The organism is Negativicutes bacterium (assembly GCA_021372785.1).
GTDB lineage: Bacteria > Bacillota > JAAYKD01 > JAAYKD01 > JAAYKD01 > JAJFTT01.
This window is the reverse complement of the sequence record JAJFTT010000038.1, coordinates 1-24,506: the sequence shown is the minus strand read 5'-3', so window position 1 is coordinate 24,506 and position 24,506 is coordinate 1. Positions and strand designations below refer to the sequence as shown.

At 53.4% G+C, this 24,506-nt stretch carries 21 protein-coding genes, 1 pseudogene and 1 other annotated feature; of the genes and pseudogenes, 14 read left to right on the top strand and 8 right to left on the bottom strand.

The window, feature by feature from the left end; all coding sequences use genetic code 11:
• Positions 1–802 precede the first annotated feature (802 nt).
• Both LLG09_05610 and LLG09_05605 read left to right on the top strand, forming a co-directional pair.
• On the top strand, positions 803–1,984 hold the full coding sequence (locus tag LLG09_05610) for a nucleotidyltransferase family protein (GenBank protein ID MCE5196588.1): 1,182 nt from the start codon (positions 803–805) through the stop codon (positions 1,982–1,984).
• Positions 1,974–2,207, top strand: coding sequence for a hypothetical protein (locus LLG09_05605; protein MCE5196587.1), 234 nt, complete (start codon positions 1,974–1,976; stop codon positions 2,205–2,207). The genes LLG09_05610 and LLG09_05605 overlap by 11 nt, the downstream gene beginning before the upstream one ends.
• Here LLG09_05605 and LLG09_05600 read toward each other — a convergent pair.
• A pseudogene (locus LLG09_05600) lies at positions 2,118–2,414 on the bottom strand (GNAT family N-acetyltransferase). The gene LLG09_05605 and the pseudogene LLG09_05600 sit on opposite strands and share 90 nt — an antisense overlap.
• Here LLG09_05600 and LLG09_05595 point away from each other — a divergent pair.
• A complete protein-coding gene (locus LLG09_05595) occupies positions 2,413–3,543 on the top strand; it encodes a threonine synthase (GenBank protein ID MCE5196586.1) in 1,131 nt (376 codons plus the stop codon). The pseudogene LLG09_05600 and the gene LLG09_05595 sit on opposite strands and share 2 nt — an antisense overlap.
• Before the next feature lie 85 nt (positions 3,544–3,628).
• Positions 3,629–4,324 (top strand): aspartate/glutamate racemase family protein, encoded by a 696-nt coding sequence (locus tag LLG09_05590; GenBank protein ID MCE5196585.1) that lies wholly within the window; start codon positions 3,629–3,631, stop codon positions 4,322–4,324.
• 75 nt (positions 4,325–4,399) lie between these two features.
• On the opposite strand, the gene LLG09_05585 is transcribed toward LLG09_05590, so the two are convergent.
• Both LLG09_05585 and LLG09_05580 read right to left on the bottom strand, forming a co-directional pair.
• Positions 4,400–6,013: a D-aminoacylase gene (locus tag LLG09_05585; protein MCE5196584.1), complete on the bottom strand. Its 1,614-nt coding sequence runs from the start codon at positions 6,011–6,013 to the stop codon at positions 4,400–4,402.
• A gap of 88 nt (positions 6,014–6,101) precedes the next feature.
• Positions 6,102–7,205, bottom strand: a complete 1,104-nt coding sequence (locus tag LLG09_05580; protein MCE5196583.1) for a DUF3810 domain-containing protein — start codon at positions 7,203–7,205, stop codon at positions 6,102–6,104.
• Between the two features lie 569 nt (positions 7,206–7,774).
• Between LLG09_05580 and LLG09_05575 the strand changes: the two genes are divergently transcribed.
• Positions 7,775–8,260 carry a M15 family metallopeptidase gene (locus LLG09_05575; GenBank protein ID MCE5196582.1) on the top strand — a complete coding sequence of 162 codons (486 nt, stop codon included), beginning with the start codon at positions 7,775–7,777 and terminating at the stop codon, positions 8,258–8,260.
• Between the two features lie 101 nt (positions 8,261–8,361).
• On the opposite strand, the gene LLG09_05570 is transcribed toward LLG09_05575, so the two are convergent.
• The 4 genes from LLG09_05570 to LLG09_05555 form a co-directional block, all read right to left on the bottom strand.
• Positions 8,362–9,204, bottom strand: a complete 843-nt coding sequence (locus LLG09_05570) for a MetQ/NlpA family ABC transporter substrate-binding protein (GenBank protein ID MCE5196581.1) — start codon at positions 9,202–9,204, stop codon at positions 8,362–8,364.
• Between the two features lie 162 nt (positions 9,205–9,366).
• On the bottom strand, positions 9,367–10,029 hold the full coding sequence (locus LLG09_05565; protein MCE5196580.1) for an ABC transporter permease: 663 nt from the start codon (positions 10,027–10,029) through the stop codon (positions 9,367–9,369).
• Between the two features lie 54 nt (positions 10,030–10,083).
• On the bottom strand, positions 10,084–10,824 hold the full coding sequence (locus tag LLG09_05560) for an ATP-binding cassette domain-containing protein (protein ID MCE5196579.1): 741 nt from the start codon (positions 10,822–10,824) through the stop codon (positions 10,084–10,086).
• A gap of 57 nt (positions 10,825–10,881) precedes the next feature.
• Positions 10,882–11,157 (bottom strand) — a binding site (T-box leader).
• Positions 11,158–11,303: 146 nt separating this feature from the next.
• The gene (locus LLG09_05555; protein ID MCE5196578.1) at positions 11,304–11,873 is read right to left on the bottom strand and encodes a redoxin domain-containing protein; all 570 of its coding nucleotides are present in this window, start codon (positions 11,871–11,873) and stop codon (positions 11,304–11,306) included.
• Between the two features lie 324 nt (positions 11,874–12,197).
• Here LLG09_05555 and LLG09_05550 point away from each other — a divergent pair, with 324 nt between their 5' ends.
• The 3 genes from LLG09_05550 to LLG09_05540 all read left to right on the top strand — a co-directional run bounded on the left by LLG09_05550 (position 12,198) and on the right by LLG09_05540 (position 14,907).
• Positions 12,198–12,581 carry a desulfoferrodoxin gene (locus tag LLG09_05550; GenBank protein MCE5196577.1) on the top strand — a complete coding sequence of 128 codons (384 nt, stop codon included), beginning with the start codon at positions 12,198–12,200 and terminating at the stop codon, positions 12,579–12,581.
• A 264-nt stretch (positions 12,582–12,845) separates the two neighbouring features.
• The gene (locus LLG09_05545; protein ID MCE5196576.1) at positions 12,846–14,051 is read left to right on the top strand and encodes an AI-2E family transporter; all 1,206 of its coding nucleotides are present in this window, start codon (positions 12,846–12,848) and stop codon (positions 14,049–14,051) included.
• 1 nt (position 14,052) lies between these two features.
• The gene (locus LLG09_05540; protein MCE5196575.1) at positions 14,053–14,907 is read left to right on the top strand and encodes a hypothetical protein; all 855 of its coding nucleotides are present in this window, start codon (positions 14,053–14,055) and stop codon (positions 14,905–14,907) included.
• Between the two features lie 147 nt (positions 14,908–15,054).
• Here the strand turns inward: LLG09_05540 and LLG09_05535 are convergent, their stop codons facing one another.
• Positions 15,055–17,283, bottom strand: a complete 2,229-nt coding sequence (locus tag LLG09_05535; protein ID MCE5196574.1) for a DNA topoisomerase III — start codon at positions 17,281–17,283, stop codon at positions 15,055–15,057.
• 255 nt (positions 17,284–17,538) lie between these two features.
• On the opposite strand from LLG09_05535, the gene LLG09_05530 reads away from it, so the two are divergent.
• From LLG09_05530 to LLG09_05505, 6 genes are all read left to right on the top strand, one after another.
• Positions 17,539–19,299 (top strand): DUF5693 family protein, encoded by a 1,761-nt coding sequence (locus LLG09_05530; protein ID MCE5196573.1) that lies wholly within the window; start codon positions 17,539–17,541, stop codon positions 19,297–19,299.
• A complete protein-coding gene (locus tag LLG09_05525; protein ID MCE5196572.1) occupies positions 19,286–21,433 on the top strand; it encodes a DUF5693 family protein in 2,148 nt (715 codons plus the stop codon). Before LLG09_05530 ends, LLG09_05525 begins: the two co-directional genes overlap by 14 nt.
• Positions 21,408–22,574 (top strand): polysaccharide pyruvyl transferase CsaB, encoded by a 1,167-nt coding sequence (gene csaB, locus LLG09_05520; protein MCE5196571.1) that lies wholly within the window; start codon positions 21,408–21,410, stop codon positions 22,572–22,574. Before LLG09_05525 ends, csaB begins: the two co-directional genes overlap by 26 nt.
• Positions 22,567–23,310 carry a WecB/TagA/CpsF family glycosyltransferase gene (locus tag LLG09_05515; protein MCE5196570.1) on the top strand — a complete coding sequence of 248 codons (744 nt, stop codon included), beginning with the start codon at positions 22,567–22,569 and terminating at the stop codon, positions 23,308–23,310. The genes csaB and LLG09_05515 overlap by 8 nt, the downstream gene beginning before the upstream one ends.
• A gap of 84 nt (positions 23,311–23,394) precedes the next feature.
• Positions 23,395–24,234, top strand: coding sequence for a transketolase (locus LLG09_05510; GenBank protein MCE5196569.1), 840 nt, complete (start codon positions 23,395–23,397; stop codon positions 24,232–24,234).
• Between the two features lie 11 nt (positions 24,235–24,245).
• The coding region (locus LLG09_05505; protein ID MCE5196568.1) for a transketolase family protein at positions 24,246–24,506 on the top strand (261 nt) is incomplete at its 3' end.

Here is a 24,506-nt window from a genome sequence, read left to right as displayed (position 1 = left end):
AGGGCAACCTTCCGGGAGAGTAGGTAACTGCCGGGCAAAACAAACGAAAGAAAGCGCTCATGTCTAAGCATGGGTGCTTTCTTTTTGCATGTACGCGAGAGAAAACGGGGAGACGGGGATATATGAATTCCAGGCTTGTAAACGAACACCGGTGGTATCCTTCCGGCGTCTCATGCGCGAGCGCATAGGCCGCCTGCAGGACACCGCCGGCGTTCTGAGCGGGGGAGGCTATGGGTGTATTCTTTTGTTTTGTACGCGGGAAGGGACGCGGAGACGAGGATATGAATTTCAGGCTTGCAAACGAACGCCGGCGGCATCCTTATGGCGGCTAGCTGGCGCTAAATGCCGCCTCCAGGACACCGCCGGCGTTCTAAGCGACAGGTATGGGTGCTTTCTTTTGTTTTGTACGCGGGAAGGGACGGGGAGACGAGGATTAACTTCATTATACGAACACCGGCGGCATCCTTATGGCGGCTAGCTGGCGCTAAATGCCGCCTGCAGGACACCGCCGGCGTTCTGAGCGACAGGTATGGGTGCTTTCTTTTGTTTTGTACGCGGGAAGGGACGGGGAGACAGGGGTGAATGAGTGTAGGAGAGGTGGTTTACGAACGCCGGCGGCATCCTTATGGCGGCTAGCTGGCGCTCAATACCGCCTGCAGGACACCGCCGGCGTTCTGAGCGGGGAGGTCGATGGTGATTAGTAAAAATTTCTATTTAGATCATTGAGATTGGTGGAGTTGGTGCAGGGATAGAGGGAGGGTTTGGAGGGGAAGAACAAAAAAATAAGAAGAGAAGCAGGCAGTTGAGTGAGAGCGAGGGGATAGAGGAAGTGGAGTCGGAATCTTTAGAGCAATTATTTCTGCAGTTGCTGCGCTGCGCGCTGAAACAGGAAAAGGTGATGCTTGCGGAGGATAGGGAAGATTGGCAACTGCTGTATCAGTTGGCAAAGGCACATAGTTTGGAAAGCCTGCTCTTTTATGGTTTGCAGCGGAATGAGACAGTGATTTATCACTTGTTTTGTGAAGCACATCTTCGGGAGGTGCGGCGGCAGACAATTCGCAGCTTTGAAATGCAGGAGATATTCCAGGCACTGCAAGCAGAAGAGATTCCTTTCGTTCCTTTGAAAGGTTGGGTTCTGCGCGATCTTTATCCGCTGCCGGATATGCGCAGCATGGCGGACATTGATTTGTTATGCCATACTGAAAACATGGAGAAGGTGCGTTCCATCCTGAAAAATAGAGGTTACGAAACCATCGTAGCGGGCAGAGGGAATCATTATACCTTTTACAAGCAGCCTTTTCTGCATCTGGAATTCCATCCCCAGTTGTTTGATGCCGCTTCACCGCTCAGCCGCTTTTTCTCGCCGGGTTGGCAATATGTCAGTCCGGAAAGTCAAAATCAATTCCAAAAGTCTTTGAGCAACGAAGGTTTTTATCTTTTTCTCCTGACGCATCTGACCAATCATTTTTTGCATGGCGGCAGCGGCATCCGCTCCGTTTTGGATCTCTGGCTCTTTCGGGAAAAGTATAAAAACAGTTTGGACTGGCATTCCATCAAAGCGGAGCTGCAGCGGGCAGAAATTCTCACGTTTGCGCAGAATCTGGAGTGTTTGGCGGAGCTGTGGTTTTGCCAAAGATCGAGTCCGCCGGTCATTGAAGAATTGGGCAGCTTTATTTTTTCCTGCGGTACCTATGGCAGCGGAGAAAATGCCGCACTGCAGCTTTTCCGTCAGCAGCCGCTCAATTCGCGTACTCGCTGGGCTGCCTTTGCTCAAAGAGTATTTTTGAACCGGGAAAATATGCAGGCTCAGTATGGCTTTTTGGGCAGGTTTCCGTTGCTCTTGCCGTACTGTTGGTTTTTACGCGGCGTGCGTGTATTGCGTCAGCGACGGATGCTTTTGGCAATGTGGGTTGCCCATCTCGGAGCAGTGGATACCGAGCGAGTGGAGCAGTACCGTCAGCAGATGCTGCGCTTTGGTTTATAAGAGTGTTGCAGCAAGAGAAGATTTCCTGGTCTGTCTGCAGCAATTGCCATTCTTGACGCAGCAGAGAGTAACAGACATCATCTGCAATACATCCGTCAAACAAGCGAATTGCCTGGCGCAAGGTGCCTTCGTAATGGAAGCCGCATTTTTCAATCACCCGTTTGGAGGCAAGGTTAAAATGAAAGTGCATGACGGATACAAGCTCCATCTCCTGCTGCGTTAAGGCATAGCGCAGGACAGCCTGTGCGGCTTCGGTGACATACCCTTTGCCCCCAATAGGCTGAGCCCTTCTTTCTCTTTCTGATCTTTGTCTGCTAATTCGCCAAGTGAGAAATGAATCCTTTGTTACATTAGGTTTTCCGGCAGGAGTACTCCTGTTTCGGCACGAAATAGGCTCAGGATTGTGAGTGAATGAAGGAGTGAATTTCATGTCTGCTGTTTTGACCTGTTCTGTTTGTGGTGAACAATATGAAAGCAATGAACCACGCTGGCGCTGCCGTTGCGGCGGTTATTTAGCATTGGAATATAACGCTCATTTTGATAAAGAAGCAATTGGCCGTGGACCTGCTAGTTTATGGCGTTATGCCGATGCCTTACCCATCGAAGATGCCGAGCGGGCTGTTACGCTGGGAGAAGGGTTCACGCCTTTGCTGCCGGCGCAAGGTCCTTGGGGCAAAGCGTATTTGAAAGCGGATTATATGATGCCGACCGGTTCTTATAAAGACCGCGGCACGACGGTGATGCTGTCTCAGCTTTGCCGCTGGGATATTCATGAGCTGATTGAGGATTCTTCCGGGAATGCCGGCGCCTCCGTGGCGGCTTACAGCGCGCTGGCGGGCATCGCGGCCAACATTTTTATTCCCGCTTATACTTCGGCCGGAAAAGCGGCGCAAATCGCGCTTTACGGCGCCAAGCTGACCAGGGTGGAAGGCAGCCGAGAAGATACCACCAGGGCGGCGGAAGCGGCGGCAGAGCAAACTTTTTACGCCAGCCACAACTGGAGCCCCTGGTTTGTGCACGGCGTGAAAACGCTGGCTTACGAAATTTGGGAACAACTGGGCTGGAGAGCTCCTTCCTCTGTGATCGTGCCGGTGGGCAACGGTTCTCTTGTCTTGGGTTTGGCGCAGGGCTTTACCGATTTGCTTGCCGCCAGAGAAATCAGGCATTTGCCGAAAATCTACGCGGTCCAGACCACCGCCTGCGATCCTTTGGCCAAAGCCTTTGCCCAAGGCTTGGAACGGCCGGCAGCCATTGTCAAAGGCAAGACCATGGCAGAGGGAATTGCTTCCGCTTTGCCGATCAAGGGAGATGCGGTGCTGCGTGCGGTGCGCGCCAGCGGCGGCCGCATCATCGCCGTAGAAGAAGAGGAGATCCTGCAGGGAGTCAAAGGGCTGGCGGCAGCCGGTTTTTACGTGGAACCAACCAGCGGCGTGGTGGCGGCGGGTCTGGCTCAACTGCGACGCTTGGGTGTGATTACGGCCCAAGAGATTCCCGTTCTGGAACTGACCGGTTCCGGCTTAAAAGCCACCGATAAATTAGTGGAATTGTTTCATATTTAGCAAAATCGCGGCGGGCTGTACTTTGGCAGCGGGATCGGCCGCAGAAAAGAAGCCGCGGGAATAAAACAAAGGAGCGCGAAGTAAAATGAAAACCATCGGTATTCTGGCCGGTATGACCTGGCAGAGCAGTATCACCTATTATCGTGAAATCAATGCTTATATTCAGGAACAACTGGGCGGCGAGCACAGTGCCAAAATCCTGCTCTACAGCGTCGATTTCGCTGAGATTGAAGCGATTCAGCGCAGCGGCAACTGGCCGGAAGCAGGCCGAATCCTGGCCGAGGCCGGACTTAAACTGAAAGCCGGCGGCGCCGATTTCATTCTGATAGCCGCCAACACCATGCATCTGGTGGCGGATGACGTGATTCGGGCTACCGGCTTGCCCTTCCTGCATATCGCCGAAGTCACTGCCGATCAACTGTTGGCGGATGGCATCCGCACGGTTGCCCTGACCGGTACGAAATTCACCATGGAAATGCCTTTCTATCGGGACATCCTGCAGAAACGCGGTCTCGAGCTGATCGTGCCGCAGGAACAGCAGAGAGATTTTATCCAGAATACGATTCATGAAGAACTGGGTCACGGCATCATTCGGCAAGACAGCTTGCATACCTTTCAGGCAATTCTGCAGGATTTAAAATCCCGCGGCGCCGAAGCGGTGATCCTGGGCTGCACGGAAATCGGTCTGCTGATTCATGACGACAACAGCCCGCTGAAGACGTACGATACCGCCCTGATCCATGCCAAAGCGGCAGCCCGGCTTGCCTTGCTTGAGGAATAAATAAATTCAAAAAACGTGTCTGTTCAGCCATGCGGCGGAACGGACACGTTTTTTTTATGCTGTCTCTCCGGTGTTTTATGATTCTGTCACACGTTTTTTCAGGATCACGCCATTCTTGACGCCGGTTGCGCTGCCGTTTTCCACGGCCAGCGCGCCGCCAACAACAACATAACAAATACCATCGTTTTTGCGGAAGGGATGCGTAAAGTCGGCATTGCAGCGCACAGCGGCATAATCAAAGACCGTGATATCAGCCCGCATACCTTCCTGTAAAACACCGATACCGCAGAGTCCGGACGTTTCTGCCGGCAAGCCGGTAATACTGTGCACCGCGTCTTCCAGGGTCAGCAGACCATGATCACGCAGCAATTCCAAACGGTGTGTCATCGTGCCGGTGCCGCGCGGATGTCCGCCGGAGATCTGTTCCGGATCGCGATGGGTGATATAGTCGCTCCAGTCGGAACCGCCCATCACAAAAGGCTGGGCAATAATATTCAGCATGTCGTCGTTATTCTGGGAGAAATAAATACCCTGGACATCGCCGGCGTTGGCAATCAAAATGTCACAGGCAACATCAATCGGCTGCTTGCCTTCCGTCCGGGCGATTTCTCCGATATTCCTGCCTACATACTGCGGGGTGGCATCGGCAGAAACCAGGAGGCAACCGTCATAACCGGCTTCATAGATTGAACTTTGGAATTCATCTGTCTCATGGAAAATCGAGCGTTCCACAACTTGGCGGAAATCAGAGTCTTTCAGGCGTTCCAGCAAGGCTTCTTTGCCTTCGGTCAGGAATTTCGGCGGGATTTGCGCGATGAACGGAGCGGAACCGGCCAGGAAGGGATACTGATCAGCACGTACGATTCTGCCTTCGGCATTGGCGTCGGCAATCATTTTTAAAATGACCGACGATTTGCCTTTGTTATGCAGACCCAGCACCTTCAGATGGGAAACAATTACCGGTACGTTGGCTTTGCGGCCGACCTCCAGCGCTTCCGCCACGGAGGAAACCAGCTTATCCCCCTCGCCGCGAATGTGGGAAGCATAACTGCCATGGTATTCCGCCACCACTTTGCACAATTCCGCCAGCTCATCAACATCGGCATAAACAGAGGGGGCATAAACCAGACCGCTGGTCATACCCAGATAGCCGCACTCCATGGCCTGGCGGACCAGAGCCCGCATGGCCTGCATCTGCGTTTCAGTGGGCTTGGCCGGGCTGTAATACATGACCTTGCCGCGCACATTGCCATGCGGAATATAGAAAGCATAATTGGTGCCCAAACTCAGAGTTGAGACATAGGCCATAAAGCTTTGGAAATCCCGGCGCGCCGCCAAGAGTTTTTGCCAAACTTCTTCGGAAAGGCCATATTGGCCGTGATAAGCGGTGTCTTCAAACACAGGAGCCGGACCGCTGCCGCATTGGCCGGTGATCTGGGTGGTGACACCCTGCTCCAGATAATTATAGCTGTCGGGTGCCAACAAGACGGCATTGTCGCTGTGACTGTGATAATCAATAAAGCCGGGAGAGACAATCAAACCTTCTGCGTCCAGACTGCGCCGGGCGGATTCGCTGATTTTCGGCGCAATGCGGGCGATCCGGCCATCTTGTACCGCCACGTCGGCGCGATAACGCTTCTTGCCGGTCCCATCCACAACGGTGCCGTTTTTGATTAACAAATCGTACAAGAATATTACCCCTTTCTCTGTTGCTGCTTCCTTGATTCTAAGGTTTCTGCTGGTCCCTGTCAAGCAGGCTTCTCCTGAAAGCCCGGGATTATTTCGAGCGGGCCAGGGCGAGCAGCAGATCGACCATGCGGCCATAGCTCGCTACCCCGTCGCTCTGACCGTTGCTCTGCAGATAACCATTGTTGATGCCGGTGGAGACCTGTTCCACCGGTCCCTCATACTGCTGCCAAAAGCTGCGGCTGAAGGCAAAATCCGCCGCAACCGGATCGTTGAGTTCTGCATAGAGTGTTGCATAATGGGCTGGGTCCGCCTGATAACAGGCATTCAGACAGTACGACAAAGCCAGCATGGTGCCGCTGTAACGTACTTCCGGGCTTAAAAAAGGCTGGGTGGTCACCAGATAAGCGATGAAATTGGCCTCATCCTCTCTGGCATAACCGTGACGGTGAGCCAGCTCATGAGCCATGGTGGCGGGAATCTGCTCATCCGGCACATTGAGATTGACATTGGCTTCACCGGTAAAAGGAAAATAGAAACCGGTAATTTGGCTGAAAGACATCAATCCGGACAGCACAACCGGTTTGACTGCTGACGTGATCTTCAAAAGCGGCAAGCGGCCATCGAAATAACCGGTCTGATACCAGCTGGGAGCGGTGATAAAATAATAAGAAAGCGAGCCGGATAAGGCCATGGCGCCATTGGCGGACTGAAAGAGTTGGCTGCGCAAGGCATTGGCCGATCGGATCAGCTCCAGCGTCAGATTGCGCAGCTGGGAAGGCGCCGTTGCTTCCACGCTCAGACCGAGCTGATCCGCCAGCGGCAGCCGATAATAATTGAGACCCCAGCTCAATTGAAAAAGCAGCGCGAGCAGGCAGGCCCCCGTGACGGTCAGGCAAAGCGGGCGCCGCAGCAGGCTCCAGAGCGCCGTACCGGCGCGTTGTTGGCGGAGGACGGCGGGAATTTTCTGAACCAGGAAAGCGAATGCCAGCCCGGCGAACAGCAGCAACAGCAATTCTGCCAGAGAGAAAGGGAAAAAGCGATGCAAGCCTTGCAGACCGGCAGCGATTTTTGGATAAATGCCGCGGCTATAAACAGACTCCGTCCACTGCGGATTGGCTTTGGCATAATTGACCAGAGCGAATTGCAGGGCAATGCTCAGCAGCGAAATAAGCCAGCAAACGGCCAGCAGCATCAAGAAACCTTCTTTCCAAAAAAAAAGCAAAAAGAGAGAGACTGTTTTTGCATAATTTCCAGTACAGCGCACGGAACTCCTGCTCATATTTTAATTTTCTATGAATCCGCCGGAGAATAACGCCGCCTTTGCTGACAAAAGCAGACGATTGTGTTAAAATAGAATCAGTTTAAAAAAAGAAGGGAATCGAAATGTCTCTCAAAATAAAACGGCTGCTGGTCATACTCTTCGGTCTTGCGTTGCTTGGCTGTATCGGTTATTTCGTCTTCGATTTTTTGCTGCCCAACCCTCCGGCTTCGCCGCCGGGAGCGGCAGAACCGAACAATCCGGAGTCGGGTGAACCACCGGCAGACCCCGCGAAACCGGCAGACCCCGGACAGCCGGTAGGCCCTGCGAAACCGGAGGACCCTGCTGCTGATCCCGACCCCACCGAAGATCCGGGCACGATCGAACCCACGGAGAGAATGCCGGATGAGAACAACTGGCAGCTTTTTCTGGTCAATTCTGCCAACAGGTTATCGCTCAATTATGTACCGGCGCTGCTGCAGAGTGTCGACGGTTACTACGAAATGGATGCGCGCGTTGTCGAGCCCATGCAGAATATGATTGCAGCCGCCCTGCAGGATGGCATTTTTTTACGCCTCTGCTCTGCTTACCGCGACGCGAGTCTGCAGCAGTATCTCTACCAGCAAGAAATTCAGACCTATCTCAATCAGGGCTACGCTTACGAGGCGGCGGTGGCGGAAGCCGGGCGCTGGGTGGCCGTACCGGGGACCAGCGAACATCAATTGGGCCTCTCGGCCGATATCGTCTCCAACGATTGGCTGCAGGCCGGCAACGGTCTGACCGCTGATTTTGAAACGGATCCCGCGTTTGCCTGGCTGGCTGCGCATGCCAGTACGTATGGTTTCATTCTGCGTTATCCCGAAGATAAGCAGGATATCACCAAAATCGGCTATGAACCCTGGCATTATCGTTATGTGGGAACAGAAGCCGCCGCAGTAATCGCAGCAGAGGGACTCTGTCTGGAAGAATACCTGGCAACAGGCAACTAACAAGTAACAAATCCAAAGGGGCTGTAGCAAAACGAAAAATTGCTGCAGCTTTTTGCTGCTCCAGTATCATTTTTTGGACGGTTTTGCTACAGCCCTTTCTGCTATTCAAAAACGGCAATCACGGTGTTGTGGTATGTCTTTTCAATAAAACTCTTGACGGTATCGCTGGTCAGCGCTGCTGCGAAAGCCAGCAATTCCGGTTTCTTTTCATTGCCGGCCTTGACAACCAGCACATTGGCATAGGTTGCGGCAGCTTGCGAGTCTTTGTCTTCGCAGGCAAGCAGCGTTTCGGTGATCTTCGCCTCCACCGCATAATTGCCATTGATCACCGCTAAGTCAACATCCGGCAAGGCGGTGGTCAGGTAAACAGCTTCCAATTCGGTAAATTTCAGCTTAAGCGGATTGCCGACAATCTCATTGGGGGTGGCGGTCAGACCCGCATCGCTCTTCAGTGTGATCAGACCCAAACTCTGCAGCAGCAACAGCGCACGGGCTTCGTTGCTGGCGTCATTGGGTATGGCGATGGTTGCGCCCTCTTTTAAGGCGTCAAGACTGGCCGTCCGACCGGGATAAATGCCGAGCGGTTCAAAATGGACTGCCTGAATGGCGACTAAATTGGTTTTGTTGCTTTCGTTGAAATAATCGAGATAAGGCACATGCTGAAAGAAATTGGCATCGAGTTCCCCATCCTGCAAAGCCAGATTGGGCAGGACGTAGTCGGTGAACTCTACAATTTGCAGGTCGATGTTTTTTTCTGCCAGCAAGGGTTTGATCTGTTCTAAAATCTCCGCATGCGGCACAGGGGTGGCGCCGACTTTGATCACAACCGGAGTTTTTTCTGCCGCCGCGGGCGTGTCTGCTTTCTTGGAACAAGCAGAGAGGGCGGCCAGCAGCAGGCAGAGACTGAGAGCAAGCAGAATGACTTTTACGGTTTGTTTTTTCATGGTTGAAATCCTTCTTTCATGTTAAAATCCATTCTTTTCGCAGCGCTTGAGGCACAAATAGAGATGAAAAGAGTGCAAACAGTTCCTTTTCATGTTATTAACTGCGTTGATTGTAAATTGAAACGGCGGGCATCCTGATTTGAGCGCAACAGACGCTGACGCTTATTTTTTATCGAGATGATCGGCAAAACGGGCAAAACCGATCTGGATACTGCAGACCATGACGATCAGCAGCAGCAGAGTAACGGGCATTACGCCTGCTTCATGTCGGTGCAGTCCGTAGCGCACGGCAATATCACCCAAACCGCCGCCGCCGACAGCCCCTGCCATGGCGGAATAACCCAGCAGCGTGATACAAGTCAGAGAAAAATTGCGGACCAGCGCGGGTACGGCTTCGGCTAAAAGCACCCGGAAGATGATTTGTTTTTTATCCGCTCCCATACAAATGGCAGCCTGCAGCACACCGGGATCCACCTCCGCCAAAGCGCTTTCGGTTAAGCGCGCCACAAAAGGGGCGGCCGCCACCACCAACGGCACGACAGCGGCGGTCGGACCGATGATTTTACCGGCGATCAAACGGGTCAGCGGCACAACAGCAACCAGCAAAACAGTGAACGGAATGGAACGTCCGATATTGACGATCCAGCCGAGTAAAAAATAGAACGGCTTGCTGGGAGCAATGCCCTCGCTCCGGCTGATAAAGAGCAAGATCCCCAGCGGCAGCCCGATCAAATAAGCAAAGACGGTAGACAGAGCGGTCATATAGATGGTTTCCCAGGTTCCCTGCCAGAAGACGTCCCGGTAAGCTGTAAGAACAGTAAGCATCGCTGCGGCTCCTTTGCTGATTCATTTTTTGAATGCCGCGCCAAAACAACAAGGCTAGGGTGTGGCATTGAGCAGTAATTTTCCGATCCGGCTGGCAGGGTGCTGCAGGATTGTCCCGGCATCGCCCCATTCCGCCAAAGCGCCGTCATCCAGAATGGCGATCTTGTGGCAGACAGCGCGAATGATCGAGAGATCGTGGGTCACGATGACGATGGTGACACCCAGGCGTTGGTTGATTTCCTGCAGCAGACGCAACGCTGCCCGGCTGTTTAAGGCATCCAGCGCCGAAGTGGGTTCATCGCAGAAGAGGACCCTGGGGTCATTGGCCAACGCTCTTGCCAAAGCGACTCTCTGCTTTTGCCCGCCGGATAGTTGGGCGGGGTAGGCGTCGGCTTTGTCTTGCAGATCGACCAATTCCAACAGCTCTTCTGTGCGGCTGCGCATTCGATCCGTCGCACTGTGCGCTAAGATCAAAGGAAAGCTGATATTCTGCCGTACCGTCTTCTGCATCAGCAGATGATAACCCTGAAAGACGACTCCCATTTTGCGGCGCACCTTCAGTAACTGCTGGCCCTGCAGCTGCGCGGTGTCTACACCGTCGAAATAAATGCGGCCGTCATCGGGCGTTTCCAGTAAAGTGAGACAACGCAGTAAGGTGGATTTGCCGGCGCCGCTCATGCCGATGATGCCAAAAATCTCACCATCGCCGATGCTGAAAGAAATCTGCCGCAAAGCAGTCAGATCTGTTTGTTGCGGCCGGCTATAGGTCTTGGTCAGTTGGTCGATCTGGATCACATCAATTCACCGCTTTCAAAATGTCGATAAAAAAAGCCCTCGTCTCTTGGAGAATACTCCAAGGACGAGAGCGTATGCTTTCGTGATACCACCTTGCTTTGCTTTTTGCTTCACAACAAAAAGCCTCTTCAACTGCGGCCGGAATTTAAGGGAAAGCTCCGTTTTAAAACCAGCGATAGTCTATCTCTGTAACGGGAGAACCCGGCACGACCTAAATTACTTCGCCCGTGCGGCTCCGAGACCATCTTCAGTCTGTTGCACTCTACCCCTTTGCACCAGACGGGGCTCTCTGTAAAAGCGTGCGAGGCTTACTCTTCTCATCAATGCCAATCAATAATTATGCCTATTATAAAGCAGATTTCTTTTTTGTCAAGGGCTTCGACCTGTAGTAATCGGCAAGGAAACGAATAAAAATAATCACTCACTCGCATCAGAAGACAAAAGCAAGCATTGGCGATAACGGATTCTCTAAAATTTGCCTATTTCATCGAACGGAGCAGCTCCAGTATTGCTTCCACTTCAGGCATATCGATGCTGTTTTTGGCGTAATGGGCATAGGAAACAGTGCCGTTTTGTTCTACCACAAACAAAGCGGGCAGCTGCTGTTCGTTGCCTTCGTATTTGCCGTGCACAAAACCGCCGGCTTTCAGCTTCGCCATTTTATCCGCTAATTTGGCGAGATCGGCGGCTTCGGTGGGCTGACGTTCTTCCCGTGTGGCTGTTGCGGGAATCATCAGCGTTTGGTAAATCTCCTGTTTGCTGTCGCAGATGATTTCAAAAGGCAGCGCGTGCTCGGCCAGATATTCGCGTACATTGGCGGGTTCGCTCTGCATCACAACATAGATCTGACTGTCCAGATCGAGGAACTTCTGATAATTGCCGGCCAGCTGATGCAGATCATAACGGCAGGTGGTGCAGCCGATATAGCGCAGCACCCAAAAAACGGTTCTTTGCTGCTTTGGGAGAATCTCCGCAATGGTAAGACCGGAATGATAGGCGGTATTAAACGTAAAATTGGGCATCTTGTCGCCGACCGCTAGTTTTGGCATCGTAAATCCTCCTCCAAATTGTTGTTCTTGTTGTTCGCTGGTCATTCCGGGCAGGAGGTGAGCAACGCATCTGCTCTGCCGCACCAATGGCCAAAACAATAATTTTATCATACTTCACCCAGGTTCTTTCGTCAAGCGGAGGTTTGAAAAAAGGTAACCGGGCTTGCCCAAGACAGGAATATTTCATTTGCCTCTTGAAAATGCGAATGAATACTGTTATAATCAAATTCAGCAGACAGTGACCGGGTAACAAGGTGTCCTGCAAAATAGCAATGGTTCGGTGACTGCCGGGCGAAGAAAAACAAACAAGGAGGAGATGGCAGAATGAAAGAATGTAGATTTTTCCGTTGTGATGTCTGTGGTAACATAGCAGGTTTGATTCACGACTCCGGTGTGCGTATGGTTTGCTGCAACCAAAAAATGACAGAATTATTGCCCAACACCGTGGAAGCGAGCAAAGAAAAACACATCCCTGTTGCTACCGTAGACGGCCATAATGTGAAAGTTGCCGTTGGTTCTGTGCCGCATCCTATGACAGAAGAGCATCATATTGAATGGGTCTATCTTCTGAGCGAACAGGGCGGTCAACGCAAAACTTTGAAGGCCGGAGATGTTCCCGAAGTTGTTTTCGCACTCACCCCCAACGATAAACCGCTTGCTGTCTATGCTTATTGCAATCTGCATGGGCTTTGGAAAGCAACCGTTTAACTGAAATGATTAAAACAGACCCCGGTAGCAAGACCGAGGTCTGTTTTGCTTTACCCGCAAGCAGTCGCCGGTCAATGCGCAGGAATTAGACAGAAGAACGCTTTTTTTCTGGAACATACCGGAGCAAGAAGCAGGGCAGAAAAACAGGGAACGATTTGCTTTTGCAGGAAACGGCGGTTGCCGGCACGAATTAAAAAGGATAAAGAAAAATTGTCGTGCGCAAGCGCTCTAGAAAGAACGCGACAGGATCGGAGTGAAACCGCTATGGAAAACAATCAGCATGATTTCATGTATTGGTTTAAGATCATTGCAGCCGGTATCCTGCTGCTCTGGGGGTTACAGAATCTGCAGGCGATTTGGCGTTTTCTCCTCCTCTTCATCCGGGTGCTGGCTCCTTTTATTTTAGGCTGTATCATCGCTTTTATTGTCAATGTTCCGATGCAGACAGTGGAACGGGAGATTTTCAGCAAGCGCAGGCTGCCTCTGCCGAAGAAATACCATCGCGCGCTCAGCTTGCTGCTGACCGTGACTTTCCTGGCTGCCTTCATTGCCGTTGTCATGGTGGCGGTTGTTCCGGAGCTGACGAATACTCTGATGATCCTGCAAAATAACCTGCCGGACTATTTTGATCAATTCAAAATTTGGCTGGAAGACTTGCTGGCCTCCTTGCAGTTCCAGGATGCGGTGAAATGGGTGCAGGATCTGCAATTTGACTGGAACAGCATCTATAATACCGTTTCGAAATTTGCCGAAACCTCTTTGGGCGGAATTTTCAATTCCACCATTTCGGTCGTCACTTCTATTTTCAGCGGCATGCTGACCTTTACGCTGTCCATTGTCTTTGCCATTTATCTGCTGCTGCAAAAAGAAGAACTGGGCCGGCAAGTGACCAAAATGCTGTATGCCTTTTTTCCCCGTTCCAATGCTGAGAATATCTTGCGGATTTCTAAATTGTCCGCTAAGATTTTTACCAGTTTTCTCTCCGGACAATGCCTGGAAGCTTTCATCCTGGGCATGATGTTTCTGATCAGTATGACCATTTTCCGTTTCCCCTATGCCTTGGTCATCAGTGTGACCATTGGCTGTACGGCAATTATTCCGGTCTTTGGTGCTTTTATTGGCTGTGTGATCGGTGCTGTCCTGATTTTAATACTCGACCCCCTCAAGGCATTTTGGTTTCTCGTTCTTTTCCTGATTCTGCAGCAGGTAGAAGGTAATTTGATATATCCGCGGGTGATGGGAAATTCCATCGGTCTGCCGGCCATCTGGGTGCTGCTGGCTGTCAGCGTGGGCGGCACCTTGTGGGGTATCTGGGGGATGCTCCTGTTCATCCCTCTGGTATCGGTGCTTTATGCTTTACTGCGGGAAATTGTGCAGGCCCGCCTGGATGCGAAGCATCTCTATGAGAAAAATCTGTTTACCGCGTCCGAACAAAAGGAAGAAAACGAAAAAACAACGGAGACGGAATAGAATGAGCGATCCTTTTTCTTGCTTTGTTGCCGTAAACGAGACTGCCTACCGGGAAGACCCGGAACGCAGCCAACTGCTTCGTCAATGGCTGGAACCCTTTGCCCTCTGCCGGGAGCTGGATTTGAGCGGTTTGAGCGGTATTCTATTTACCCCCAAACTCTTTTTAAGTCAATACGGCGGTGAGTTCATTCGCCGCAAAAACGGCGACTCTTATATTCTCATCTCTGAAGCACTCTGGCAAAACAGCCGGCAGGATCGGCAAGCAGACCGGCTGCTGCAGAATACGGTGCAGCATGAATTGGCGCATGTAGACAACAACAATCGTCTCAAGGCCATCCGGGGCAGCATCTCAGGGGAGCTTGATGCTGTGACTGCCGATTACACGGCTTTTTTTTACCGTGCCTGGGATGAATATTATGCCACCCGCCTGGCGGCGGAATCGGAACCGCTGCCCTTACTGCAGGCTAAAACCACCGGTCTGCTGGCCGAACAGCGCTTGTTGACCCGCGCCATGACCTCGTTTTCTGCCGATCGGGCCAGGCAGCGTAAAGAACATTTGGAAGCGACCTTCTTGGCCTGCATTTATCTCTGCGGCTCTCTGGCCCTGGATTCCTGCAGCGAACGAGAAAAAATGCTGCAGCCGCTGCAGGATACACCCTTCGCGGCACAAATTTGCCAAATTTCAGCAGCCTGCAGCCAAGTGTATGCGCAATACCCTTTTTCGCATTATGCGGCCCTGCACCCTTTGCTGCAAAGCTTTACGGAATTTGTCCCCGTTATGATAAAAGCCTGCCGCCCGCGCTGGCAGCGCTTGCTGGTGACGGACGGTCCGCCCAAATTCACGGTTCTGTCTTAGTTTGAGCGCCGTATCGCTTCCCCCGGGCGGCAGGGCAGACAAGAGACGCAATCAACAGCAAAACCCGTCCGGTGAAAGCCTTCCGACGCAGTCGCCTCTTTTTAAGAGGGAACTGCCGGCGGCATCATACCGGGCGGGGTTTTTTGTTTAGTTGATTTGTTCTTTCTCGTGCGCTTTTTGCCAGGCCAGGGCAAACGCCGACTGATCGCCGGCGGCATTGCGGCGTGACTGTTCCTGCTCAAAACGCTGAATCTCCGCTTTGGAAGCCTGCTGTTTGTTTTCAGACAGCATCTGGTTGAAACGGTCGTATTTTTCCCGGAAGCCGCACTTGCAGGAATAGATTTTTTTCTCGCCGTCGCCGAAGACTTCCAGCTTCTTATGGCAATTGGGGCAGCGGGCATTGCTCAGGAAAGAAAGGTTTTCGCGATAACCGCACTCCCGATCCTGACAGACCAGCATTTTGCCTTTCTTGCCGTTGATTTCCAGGAGGAATTTGCCGCAGTTGGGGCAGCGCGTGTGCGTCAGATTGTCGTGATGATAATCACCTGCAAACTGCTTGACATCGTTGACCAGCTTTTTGGTATAGGTTTGCATCTCGTCGATAAAGGTCTTGTCCGGCAGCGTACCCTTGCTGATCAGCGTCAGTTTTTGTTCCCACTGCGCCGTCAGAGTGGGGGATTTCAGATCGGAAGGAGCCAGTTTCAGCAGCTGTTCGCCTTTGCTGAGCGGAAAAATTTCTTTGCCGCGCCGTTCGCAGTAATTGGCGGTGAAGAGACGTTCGATGATTTCCGCCCGGGTGGCAGGAGTGCCGATGCCGTTGACTTCTTCGATAATGCTCTGCAGTTTGTTGTCGGTCATAAACTTGGCCGGGTGCTCCATGGCCGAAAGCAAGGTGGCTTCGGTATAGCGCCTGGGCGGCTGCGTACTGCCGCGCAGCAGTTGCACCTCCGTCACCGGCAGGAACTGACCTTCCTGCAGCGGCGGCAGCGTCTGCTGCTTTTCCTTGCTGTCTTCTGCGTCCTCTTCTTCGTCGTCCAGTTCCTCATTGCTGCTGAACAAGGTCTGGTCATAGATACTTTTCCAGCCTGCCGAAGTCACCACCCTGCCGCGGGCGGTAAACACCTCAGCGGCCAAATCAAGCCTGACTTCGGTTTGTTCGTAGAGAAAATCTTCGCTGAGTACCGCCAGAAAGCGGCGGACGACCAGATCATAGATGCGTTTTTCATCGGCGGTCAGATTCAGCCAATTGACCGGCTGTTCGGTGGGAATAATGGCATGATGATCGGTCACCTTGGCATCATTGATCAGGCGCGGCTTGGCGGTTATCTTTTTATTGACAAACGGCGCCGCCAGTTTGCCGTAGGCGGCCGAAGCGGCCAGAGAACGCAGGCGTGAATTGAGAGTAGGCAGGATATCGCTGCTTAAATAACGCGAATCGGTGCGCGGATAGGTAAGCAGTTTATGCTCTTCGTATAGGCGCTGCATCAATTGCAGGGTTTGCCTGGCGGTATAACTGAAGCGGCGGTTGGCTTCCCGCTGCAGTTCGGTCAAATCGAACAGCAAAGGCGGCGCTTCCCGCTTCTGCTCTTTTTTAACCTGCCTGACCTGAGCCTGTTTAGACTGCCGGCATTTATTGGCGATGGTTTCCGCCAGGGCAAGATCGCTGAGTCTTGTATTGTTGCTCTGATCGCGCCGGCTGGCGCTAAAGCCGCTGCAGCGGGCGGTGATGGTATAAAAGGGCTGCGGCTGAAAGCGGCGGATTTCTTCTTCTCTGCCCATAATCATGGCCAAAGTGGGTGTCTGCACCCGCCCGGCCGAAAGCTGGGCATTATAGCGGCAGGTGAGGGCGCGGGAAACATTAAACCCAACCAGCCAGTCGGCAATCGAACGCGCCTGGGCCGAGCGATAGAGATTTTCGTAGTCCCGGCCGGGCTTTAATTTTTGGAAACCTTCTTTGATGGCCAGATCCGTTTGGGAAGAGATCCATAAGCGCTGCACCGGTTTGCGCCAATTGACCTTTTCCATGATCCAGCGGGCAACCAACTCTCCTTCCCGCCCGGCATCGGTGGCAATCACCAGATCGCTCACATCCGGCCGCTGCATCAGCTGTTTGACGACATTGAACTGACGGGCGCTTTCCGGAATTACAACCAGCTTGATCGCCGCCGGAATAATCGGCAGCGCCTCCAGCTCCCATTTTTCATATTTTTTATCGTATTCTTCCGGGGTTGCCAGGGTCACCAGATGTCCCAAAGCCCAGGTCACCAGATAGCGCGGGCCTTCCTGATAACCGTTCATTTTTTGATTGCTGCCCAAGACCCGCGCCAATTCGCGTCCGACCGAAGGTTTTTCGGCCAGAACCAATGTTTTTGCCATAAGAACACCTCATTTTTTATTAAGGCAGTGCCAAGCAGCTGTCTGATTCTTTGATATCTTACTGCCAGTATACCACTTTTTCGGCGGTTTGACCAGCGCCAGCGGACGCGCGCAAGCGGCCCTGCCGGTGCAGAGAAAGGCAGCGCAGGAAAAAGGGTTTTCCGCCGCAAAGGTGGAAACCATAATCGTTATGCCGGGGCAGGCAATCAAGAGGATCAAGTTTGGCGTAGAACTGCCGGAGATGGAGAAACGATGATGAAACGATTGCGATATATTCCCCTCTGGATCGTGCTGGCGGCATCTCTTGTGCTGGCCGGCAGGCAATTGGCTGTCCGGGTTCCCTTCGAAGAAGCAAACCGGTCGGTTGAACTTGCCCTGGAATACGGCGATCTGCAGAAAATTGCCGCAAGCTGTCAGATGGAAACGCTGCAGCTGGTGGCAGAAGCGCAAAGCTGGGGGATGACGACGCTGGTTCTGCTGGATGAAGATGCCCTGGCACCCAACGCGGATTTGCTGGCTTATGCCAAATCCAACGATCTGATGCTGATGCCGCAATTATCCAATACTCTGCTGAGCAAGGGCTATACCGATGTGCAGTCGGTTCTCTATAGCGCGCTGCTGCTGCCGAACAGCAGTAAACTATTTTTCAGCGGCTATGAGGTATATGGCTGGGGCAACGAGGATACGATGACGGCTGCCGCGCGGATTTTAGCCATGGCGGGTCACCCGCTGGGGATTGTGGAATTTTTAGGCAAACAGGAAGGGCTGGATTACTATTTAGCCGCCAATCGTTATCAGGCCATCCGCATCCATCCCGGTTATCCTTACGATACCAGAGAAGAATTGCTGCTGGCGGTCACCGACCGCAGTGTCAGGCTCTTGTTTCTGAAACCCTATAAACACATGGATATGACGGCCGGCAACGAGCTGGCTTCGCTGCGGCAATGGATTACGCAAACCAGAACCGATCTCCTGGCAAATGATTACACCCCGGGCAAAGCCGCCTCTCTGCCTGCGGTGGGTGTGGGATTTCAGCCTTTCCTCTCTATGGCGGCGGGAATTCTGGCTGCCGCGGCGCTTTTATTTGCCGCCTGGTTTCCCCGCGTGCCGGAACCTTTATTGTATGCCTTTGCTTTAAGTGCTCTCTTATTGCTGTCTCTCTGTTACAGCAGGCTTTGGATCTCCGGTTATCTTTTATTGGAAGGCATGGCGCTGCTGGCGGCCATTGTCTTTCCCACTTTGGGGTTGACCCTCTATCAGAAATTCTTACGGCAGTGGCACAATGGACCGCCGCCCGGCAGAGCGGTCCAACTGAAAACAGCGCTTGTTGGTATGCTGGCTGTGACTGCCCTGACCTTCAGCGGCGCCGTCCTGGGCAATGCCCTTTTATCGGAGAACGCCTATTTGCTGGCAGCCCGCAGTTTCCGGGGCGTCAAGCTGGCGTACCTGCTGCCGCTGGTCCTGACCGCCGCCTATTGGCTGTGGCAGCAGACGGAACACGGTCAGCAGCTGAACCGTTTAAAAGAACGCCTGACCTGGAAAACTCTGGCCGGCGGTATTTTGGCGCTGGCCGGCATTGGTTTTTACATACTGCGCAGCGGCAACGAAACTGGAGCCGTCAGCGGCTTTGAATTGTGGCTGCGGCAGGCTCTGGACCGTTTCTTTGGGGTGCGCCCCCGCTTCAAAGAATTCCTCACCGGTTATCCGGCGCTGCTGATCCTGCCGCTGCTTAGCGGGCAGCCGGTCTGGAGTTTTCTGGCGTTGCTGCTGGCCGCCGCCGGACAGGTTTCGGTCTTCAATACCTATATGCATTTGCATACGCCCTTTTTATTATCTCTGCAGCGCACCGGCTGGGGCTTGTTTTTGGGCAGCCTGCTGGGCTTGCTCGCTTTGCTTGCCTTGACCTGGATTTTGGCCAAATCAAAACCAAAAGAAAATAAAAGCCAATCGGAAACCGGACCGGATGCGAAGAGCAATACCGCCAGGAAAGGAACGGATCAGCATGCTGAACTTTAAACGCCTGCAAAAAATCTTGATTTTATTGATTATACTCTCGATGCTGCCTGTTTGGTTCACCGCCTATGAGCGAATTCAGACAGAAGGGGCCGCCAAATCGGTTGAAATCTCTCTGGATACCGAAGAGATCTATCTTGCTGCCGCAGGGTATGGCGGCCGGCAATATTACCTGGACACGCTGGCCGGTTTTCGGGCCGCCGGCGCGACCTCCGCTACGCTTTATCAGAAAACCTTTGAAGAATTGGAAAAGCGCGGCGATCTGACCGTCCTGGATTATGCCGAGGCAGCGGATGCGCTGCGTACCGACGGGCAGAGCACTTTTGCCCTGCTGTTGCAGAACAATTTAAAAACAATGAGCCGCTATGTGATTACGGATAACCTGGCGATGTTTGCTCAGATCACCTCATCGTTGTCCGGGCCGATCCGGCACTTTGGCTGGCGCAGCTTTCAGAACGAAAAGCTGGGGATTCTGGAAATCCCTTCCGCTTACTGGGAGGTTTATAAAACAGCCGGTTTATGGTATGACCAAACCGAACTGCAGGAATATCTGGCGTTGGGCTTTCTGATTGAACCGCGCCCCGCGGAAACGCCCGGCATCACGGCAGAGCAGCTGCGCGCGCTCTATCAGCCGCTGATTGCCTGCGGCAAGGTTTCGAATATCATTGCCACCGGTAAAGTGCTGCCCGGCACCACCGATTTTAGCGGCGCGGCCTATGAAAAAATCCCGCAGGACGGCGCCTTCAATGCTTTTGTGGAGATACTCAACCAATACGGCTGGAATTACGGTCTGGTGGAAAATGCAACCCAATTGGACAGTCTGCGTTTGACCGGCGACAGCGCGCTGCTGCAGGCAACGGATTTTCAGGCGGTTCGCGTTTATTCCATTCAGCGGGCGGAATTGGATAAAAAGAATTGGCTGACCTATGACGGCATCGCGGAACGCTGGCAGCGTGCTGCGGTGGACCGCAACATGCGGATCATGTACCTGCGGCTCTTTAGCAACGGTTCCGTGCTTACCGCTGAAATCCTCAGCAAGAATCAGGCTATGGTCAAAACAGCAGTCGCCAGTCTTGAAAACTCCGGTTATACCATGGGGGCGGCGCGTTCGATCGGCTCGTTCCATTTAGCCGGACGCATGGTTCTCTTACCTTTGGCCCTGGCGCTTTCCGCCGTCTTATTTTTCATGCAGTGGGGTGTGGAAGGCAAAACAAAGTACTGGCTGATCTTAACGGTATGCGCCGCTGCGGCGGCGCTGGCGATTGGTTATCTGGCCCGTTCCGGCGGCACGGTTGCCGGCAGCTGGGTGATGCTGCGTCAGCTGCTCGCCTTTGCGGCGCAGGTGCTTTATCCGGTCCTGGCGGGTATGTTTGCCATGCGCTATCTGGAAGCGATGCCGAAGAATTTAAAAACCGGCGGCGTCTTGTTCTACAGCGTCAAAGCAGCCCTCGGCAGCTTCCTGATTGCCATCAACGGCGGCATTTTGCTGGGCATTCTGATGAGTGACAACAATTTTATGCTGGAATTGCAGTATTTCCGCGGCGTGAAAGCCGGCTTCATCCTGCCGCTGCTGATTTTAGGGCTTTGGTTTTTCCTGCGTTACGGTTACAGTTTCCACAAACCGGCCGGCAAACGCGGCTGGCTGCAGATACGCAGCGATATCAAGAGCTTATTCGGCAGCCCGATTAGTGTGATGTGGCTGACGATTACCGGAGTCGCCGCTTTTGCCGCCTATTATTATCTGCTGCGTTCCGGTAACGCCGCCGTCAGCAGCATCAGCCCTCTGGAACTGCAGCTGCGCGCATTCCTCGAGAAGGTCCTGGTAGCAAGACCCAGAATCAAGGAATTCCTGATTGGCTACCCGGCTTCTCTGCTGATTCCCGGCATTTTGGCCGCCGGCTTTGCTTTTTTGGTGGGGCCGCTGCTGGCCATAGCAAGCGTTGGCTGGGTCTCCGTGGTGAATTCCTTTGCGCATGTGCGTTCCGGAATGATGATTGCCATTGAGCGTGGCCTCTGGGGCATCTTACTGGGTGTTTGCCTGGGACTCTGTGCTTATTTTGTGATGAGATTGGCGCTTTGGCTCCGGAAACGATATTGGGAGGAACCAAGTGATGACAACAAGCAAACGGAACTCTAATGCAGCAGAACGGCCCGGGGCTGCGCGAGCGGCGCGGATTTTAATTTCCGGTTATTACGGATTCAGCAATCTGGGCGACGAAGCCATTCTCACTTCCGTGCAGAAAGCCCTGCTGCAGCAGAACAGCGCGGCGGAACTGACCGTCTTATCGGCAAACCCAGGCGTCACCCGGCAGAGCCATGGCGTGCATTCCCTCTCGCGCACCGATTTTGCCGCCATCTGGAACGCCTTGGGCAGCAGTGATTTGCTGATCAGCGGCGGCGGCAGCCTCCTGCAGGACGTGACCAGCTCGCGCAGCCTGCGCTATTATCTGTTCATTCTGCTGCTGGCAATCCTGCGCCGCTGTCCTTTCATGATCTATGCGCAGGGCATCGGACCCCTGAACGGCAAGTGGAACCGGCGGCTGACCGCGTTTATTTTACAACGCGCCAGGGTGATTACGGTGCGCGACGCCGAATCGGTAGAAGAACTGCAGCGGCTTGGTTTAAAAGCCGAACGCATTCGGCTTTCGGCCGACCCGGTGCTCCTGTTTCCCCGGCCGGAAGCGAAATTAGGCGAACAGCTGCTGCGGCAATTACAGCTGCAACCGGGCAGCGGCCCGCTGATTGGCGTCTCCGTCCGCCCCTGGGGCGACAACGAAAAATGGGTGGAACAGCTGGCGCTCACCCTGGACCGGCTGATCGTGGAAAGAAAGGCGCGCATTGTCTTTATCCCCATGCAGGAAAAGGATGATGAGAAAATATCGGAAACCATCCTGGCGCGCCTGCAAAACCAACAGCAGGCCGCCGTCTTGCCCGGCGGTCATCATGTGGAAGAAGTCATCTCCCTGATTGACGCCTGCGATTTGCTGATTGGCGTGCGGCTGCATGCCTTAATTTTTGCGGCGGTGGCGCAGACCAAAGCCATTGCCGTCCGTTATGATCCCAAAGTAGAGCATTTTGCCCGGCGCGTGCGGCAAACCACCGCCGGCAATCTTCTGGAGTTGCGGAGCGAAGAATTGTATGCGCTGGTGACAGAACAATTGGACAGCGGCAGCACTTTGGGCGAAGCGGAGCAGCAGACCCTCAACCGGCTGCGCGAACAGGCCATGCTCAGCGCGCAGTTGGCTTTTGCCGCCATCGAGGAGGATCGCCATGAATAAAACGGTGAATATTGTTGGTTTTCAGGTCGGCAGCCTGACTATGCCGGAGGCGGTAGCCTGGGTGGAAAAGCGTATTGCAAAACGCACGCCGTCGCATATTGTTACCATCAACCCGGAAATAGCCTGGAACGGCCTGCAGGAAAAAGAATTCGGCCGGGCCTTAAAAAAAGCGGATCTGCTGGTGCCCGACGGCAGCGGTATTCTTTGGGCCGCGCGCGAACTGGGCAGCCCCTTGCCGGAACGGGTGGCCGGTTATGACTTAATGCAGGAAATGCTGCGAGTGGCAGCCGCAAAAAAATACCGCACCTATTTTTTAGGTGCGGCGCCCGGTGTGGCAGAAAAAGCGGTGATCCAGGCGGTAACGCGCTACCCCGGCCTGGTGGTGAGCGGCACCCATGACGGCTATTTTGATGAAGCGGAAGAAGCCGTGATGATTGAAACCATTGCCAAAGCAAAAGTGGATATGCTCTTCTGCGCGCTGGGCAAGCCGCGGCCGGCGGAATTGTGGATTCAGAAACACCTGAAAGAATTAAACGTGCCCGTCTGCATCGGCGTGGGCGGCAGTTTTAATGTCATGGCCGGCGTGGACAAACGCGCGCCGCACTGGATTCAGTCCATCCATCTGGAATGGCTTTACCGGGCCTTGCGCGACCCCAAACGCATGGGACGTTTGCTGGCCATCCCCAAATTCATGCGGGAAGTAAAAAAGCAAAAAAGAGCGGCGAAGCAGAAATAGCCGCTTTCAACAGGATTGAAAATAGCAAAAGGAATTCGCTTGCCCGCCTGCGAAAAAGCTTCCGAAACAAGCAATCAGCGCAAATTGATAAAAGAAAGCAGGAGCGTGAAACAAATGCAAACCGATCTCTTGGCCCTGGCCAAAGAAACCCGGCGCGACATTGTAAAAATGGTCGCCACGGCCAAATCCGGTCATCCCGGCGGTTCCTTATCTTTGGTGGAACTGCTGAGCGTCCTTTATTTTGAAGAGATGAATATTGATCCTACAAATCCCCGTGATCCCAACCGCGACCGCTTTGTGCTCAGCAAAGGACACGCCACGCCGGTTTATTACGCCATCCTCTCGGCCAGGGGTTATTTCCCCAAAGCGGAGCTGATGACCTTTCGGCAGATCAACAGCCGGCTGCAGGGACATCCCGATATGAACAAAACGCCCGGGGTGGATTTTACCAGCGGTTCGCTGGGTCAGGGCCTCTCCATAGCAGTGGGCATGGCTTTGGCGGCTCGGATGGACCAGCGCAGCAGCCGGATTTATGCGGTGATGGGCGACGGCGAACAGCAGGAAGGCCAGATCTGGGAAGCCGCCATGGCGGCCGCTCATTACCAGTTAGCTAACCTGACCGCAATCTTAGACAACAACGACCTGCAGATTACCGGCAAAGTTGCCGATGTGATGGGCGTTTCCCCCTTAAAAGAAAAATGGCAGGCTTTTGGCTGGAATGTGGTGGAAATTGACGGGCATAACTTTGACGATATCCGCCAAGGTTTTGCCGCCGCCCGCCGCGAAACCGAAAAACCAACCCTGATTTTAGCCCATACGGTCAAGGGCAAAGGAATTTCCTTTATGGAAAACAAAGCGTCCTGGCACGGCACCGCGCCCAATGCGGAACAACTGGCGCTGGCGCTGGCGGAATTGGCGGAGTGAAGGAGATTAAGATGACAACAGTAAAAGCAGCCCGTGAGGCATATCAGGAAACCTTAATTGCGCTTGGCGCCGAAAACCCCAATATTGTGGTGCTGGATGCTGATGTGGCCACCTCCACCCTGACCGCCGGTTTTGCCAGAGCGTATCCCCAACGTTTTTTCAGCTGCGGCATTGCCGAAGCCAATATGACCGGCATCGCCGCCGGATTTGCCGCCAGCGGCAAAACACCCTTCATCAGCACCTTCGCCATCTTTATGACCGGACGCGCCTAT